The following is a 2,937-nucleotide window of genomic DNA, read 5'->3' as shown; positions in this document are numbered from 1 at the left end:
ACGTTCGTCGCGTTCGGCGACACGTCCAGTTTGCCGACGGTGCCGACGGCGGACTCGCTCTCCGTCTCGACGAGGTGCTGGGCCGTCGACTCCACGTCGAGGACGAGTTCGCTCGCCGCGGCGAGGGCGTCGCGCCGCCCCGGCATCGGGGTGCTGCCGGCGTGGTTGGCCTCCCCCACGATTTCGACCTGACAGTGGAAGATGCCCGTCACGTCGGTGACGACGCCCACCGGGACGCCGGCGTCTTCGAGGCGCGTCCCCTGTTCGACGTGGAGTTCGAGCCACGAGTCCCACTCGCTCGCGTCCACCGCGTCGTCGCCGCGGTAGCCCATCGACTCCAGCGCCGACTCGAGCGTAGTCCCCTCGTCGTCGGTGAGTGCGAGGGCGTCCTCGACGGACCGGACGCCGGCGGCGACGGACGACCCGAGCAGTCCGCCCGCGAAGCGCTGCCCCTCCTCTTCGGTGAACGACACGACGTCGACGGGGCGGGCGAGTTCCGTCCCCGCCTCCTGCATCGCCCGCACCGACTCCAGCGCGGCGTACACGCCCAACGGGCCGTCGAAGATGCCGCCCTCCGGCACCGAGTCGAGGTGGCTCCCGGCGGCGACGGGCGCGGCGTCCGGGTCGGCCGAGTCGGGCATCCACCGGCCGACGATGGTGCCGACGGCGTCCACGCGGACGTCGAGTCCGGCGTCTTCGAGGCGGGAGACGAAGTGGTCGCGCGCCCCGGCGTTCGCGTCCGTCCCGGTGAGGACGGTGCGCCCGCGGCCCTCGTCGGTCTCCAGTTCGCCGAACGCGGCGTTCGCCTCGATGTCGTCGCGGAGTCGCTCCTCTGAGACGTTCATACGGAGGGTGCCGTGGCAAACTATATCAACGGCGGGGCTGCGGCGACGTGTGCGGGGTTCGAGAACGTCGCGAAGTCCGGCGGGTCGGTCGACCCGAACGGATTTGCCCCCGGCCCGAGACGAACGGACAGTGACTGGTGACGCCCGTCCCCGAGACTCGCCCGGCGGTGCCGACGCCGATTCGGACGCCGACGCCGGTTCGGACCGCCCGAACGCGGACGCGCAGTCGTCGTTCGCCGCGGTGACGACGCACGAGGAACTCGTCGCGTGGTCCCGCGCGTACTGCGAACGCGCCGTCGAGGCGTTCGCGTTCGAGGTGGACCTCTCGCGCGTCGCGTGGGAGGTGTCGACGCGGGCGAAGCGACGCGCCGCCGCCGTCAAGCGCCCGCGACTGGACGACGCGACGGTCGGCGACCCGATGTCGTGGGACGGAGCGGTGCCGACGTGTACGATGTCGCTCACGTGGGCCGCGTTCGACGCGTTCGACCGGACGGAGTGGACGGCGACGCTCAGACACGAGTTGGTCCACGTCGAGCAGTTCCAGCGGTTCGGGACGACGGACCACGGCCCGCGGTTCGAACGGCGCGCCCGGGCGGTGGACGCGCCGGTGCGCGTCCGCCGGTTCGCTGACCCCGCGTACGTCCTCTCCTGTGCCGACTGCGACGCGGTGGTGGCCCGTCGCTACCGCGACTGCAAACTGGTGCGGCGACACGACGAGTACGTCTCCTCGTGCTGTTCGGCGTCGCTGACGCTGGCGGAACCGGAGTGACCCGGCCTCCGCCGCCCGATTGATGTGGGTGCCGCCGAAGCGTGTACCCGAGGCCGATTCGAGATGGTGATGACAGCCGAACAGGCCGTCCAGGTGGGAATCGTAATCGCGTCAGTCGGGGGGCTGTGGGTCGGAGCCCGCCTCCTCGTCGACTCGGTCGTCCGACTGGCCCGGCGCGTCGGCCTGTCCGAGTTGACTATCGGGCTGACCGTCGTCGCCGCCGGGACGTCGACGCCCGAACTCGTCGTCACGGCCGACGAGGCGCTGAAGGGCCTCGGCGACATCGCCGTCGGAAACGTCGTCGGGTCGAACATCTACAACCTGGCGTTCGTCCTCGGCGTCGTCTCGTTGCTCCGGGTCGTCCCGATAGAGCGGTCGCTCGTGCACCGCGACGGCGTCGCGCTCGTGGTCAGCACGCTCCTCGGCGCGTACGCCGTGTCCGACGGTGTGGTGACCAGACTGGAGGGGGCCGTCCTCGTCGGACTGTTCGTCGTCTACACGGCGGTCCTGTTGCGAGGCGGCACCGAGGCGTCGCAGTCGGCCGACTCGCCGGACGCCCCGCCGGGCCTCGGCACCGCGGTGACGGAGCGCGTGCAGTTCCGCGGGCGCGACGCCGCCCTCCTGGTCGCCGGACTGGCCGTCGTCCTCGTCAGCGGCGACCTGATGGTGGGTGCGGCGTCGGGACTGGCGCGCGGCGCGGGCATCTCCGAGTGGGTCATCGGCGGCACTATCGTCGCCGCGGGGACGTCCACGCCGGAGTTCGCCGTCTCGCTCGTGGCGATGCGACGCGGCCGCCTCGGCGTCAGCGTCGGAAACGTCGTCGGCAGCAACGTGTTCAACCTCCTCGTCATCATGGGCGTCGGCGCCCTCGTCAGTCCGCTGTCGCTGAGCGGTTCCATCGGCCTGAGTCTGGCGTGGCTACTCGCCGTCTCCGTCGCGATGGTCGCGGCGCTCTGGACGGGACGTCGCCTCTCGCGCCCGGAGGGCGGACTGTTCGCGGGGTCCGAAGTCGTCCGGTGGGTCGTCGGCCTCCTCGGCCTCGGGTGACGCCTCGATTCCGGAGCGTCCGCCGTCCGCTCACCCCTGCGCGGGCGACGCCACGGCCGGGACGGGTACCTCGTCGAGGACGTCGTCGACGACGTCGAGCGAGTCGACGCCGCGGACGCGCGCGTCCGACGTGAGGACGAGGCGGTGGCGACACACCGCGGGGGCCGCCGCCTTCACGTCGTCGGGGACGACGTAGTCGCGGCCGCGGATGACCGCGCGGGCGCGGACGGCCTCGAACAGTCGCTGGACGCCGCGCGGCGAGACGCCGACGCGACG

General features: G+C 72.2%; 3 protein-coding genes and 1 pseudogene. 2 read left to right on the top strand and 2 right to left on the bottom strand.

Annotated elements, in window-relative coordinates; translation table 11 throughout:
* Window positions 1–845: hydantoinase/carbamoylase family amidase (locus GJ632_RS20670; RefSeq protein ID WP_191453905.1), on the bottom strand; the 845-nt coding region annotated here is incomplete at its 3' end.
* Between the two features lie 241 nt (window positions 846–1,086).
* On the opposite strand from GJ632_RS20670, the gene GJ632_RS20665 reads away from it, so the two are divergent.
* Together GJ632_RS20665 and GJ632_RS20660 are read left to right on the top strand one after the other, a co-directional pair.
* Complete coding sequence (locus GJ632_RS20665; RefSeq protein WP_343161298.1) at window positions 1,087–1,614, top strand: SprT-like domain-containing protein; 528 nt, start codon at window positions 1,087–1,089, stop codon at window positions 1,612–1,614.
* 63 nt (window positions 1,615–1,677) lie between these two features.
* Window positions 1,678–2,661 carry a calcium/sodium antiporter gene (locus tag GJ632_RS20660; RefSeq protein WP_191453904.1) on the top strand — a complete coding sequence of 328 codons (984 nt, stop codon included), beginning with the start codon at window positions 1,678–1,680 and terminating at the stop codon, window positions 2,659–2,661.
* 30 nt (window positions 2,662–2,691) lie between these two features.
* On the opposite strand, the pseudogene GJ632_RS20655 reads toward GJ632_RS20660, so the two are convergent.
* A pseudogene (locus GJ632_RS20655) lies at window positions 2,692–2,937 on the bottom strand (ATPase); the annotation flags it as partial.

Source organism: Halogeometricum sp. CBA1124, assembly GCF_009741955.1.
In the GTDB taxonomy this organism is placed as follows: Archaea; Halobacteriota; Halobacteria; order Halobacteriales; family Haloferacaceae; genus Halogeometricum; species Halogeometricum rufum.
The sequence above is the reverse complement of the archived record's forward strand: the minus strand, read 5'-3'. Positions and strand labels throughout refer to the sequence as shown.